We start from the raw sequence: 325 nt of genomic DNA, 5'->3' as shown, positions 1-325 counted from the left end.
ACTATAGGGCAGGATCGTCTACCGTGGCGGGGTCAGTCCAAGGTGCCATAATGAAAAAAAGAAATTTCAGCGCAGAGTTTAAACGCGAATCCGCTCAACTGGTCGTTGACCAGAATTACACCGTGGCAGATGCAGCCAGCGCTATGGATGTCGGCCTTTCCACAATGACGCGATGGGTGAAACAATTACGTGATGAGCGGCAGGGAAAAACACCAAAAGCCTCCCCCATTACCCCGGAACAAATTGAAATCCGTGAGCTCAGGAAAAAGCTACAACGTATTGAAATGGAAAATGAAATATTAAAAAAGGCTACTGTAGATTCAAT

General features: G+C 46.2%; 1 protein-coding gene. It reads left to right on the top strand.

All coding sequences use genetic code 11. The features are described from left to right. Positions 1–50 precede the first annotated feature (50 nt). Positions 51–325, top strand: a 275-nt coding sequence (locus tag N6P30_RS24515; protein WP_023352858.1) for an IS3 family transposase, incomplete at its 3' end; no start/stop codon positions are given.

This window comes from Enterobacter sp. PL1 (assembly GCF_945957325.1).
GTDB classification, from domain to species: Bacteria; Pseudomonadota; Gammaproteobacteria; order Enterobacterales; family Enterobacteriaceae; genus Enterobacter; species Enterobacter roggenkampii.
The sequence above is the reverse complement of the archived record's forward strand: the minus strand, read 5'-3'. Positions and strand labels throughout refer to the sequence as shown.